The sequence below is a fragment of the Tolypothrix sp. VBCCA 56010 genome (assembly GCF_050875635.1).
Classification (GTDB): Bacteria; Cyanobacteriota; Cyanobacteriia; order Cyanobacteriales; family Nostocaceae; genus Hassallia.
Genome location: NZ_JBPAOH010000598.1, coordinates 1 through 204, shown reverse-complemented (window position 1 = coordinate 204; position 204 = coordinate 1). Strand labels below are relative to the sequence as shown.

1 protein-coding gene is annotated in these 204 nt (G+C 48.5%); it reads left to right on the top strand.

The annotated features are described in order from the left end of the window. Positions 1–204 (top strand): hypothetical protein (locus tag AABK37_RS42485; protein WP_432557339.1); only part of this gene is annotated, 204 nt, incomplete at both ends.

The following is a 204-nucleotide window of genomic DNA, read 5'->3' as shown; positions in this document are numbered from 1 at the left end:
ACATCCTCGATGCCAATCTGCAACCAGTACCAGTAGGCGTACCGGGTGAATTGCACATCGGTGGCGATGGCTTGGCGCGGGGCTACCTCAACCGCCCGGAATTAACTGCCGATAAGTTCATTCCCAACCCGTTTGGAAATGCTGGTCATAGATTATACAAAACTGGAGATTTAGTCCGCTATTTAATTAATGGCAACATTGAGT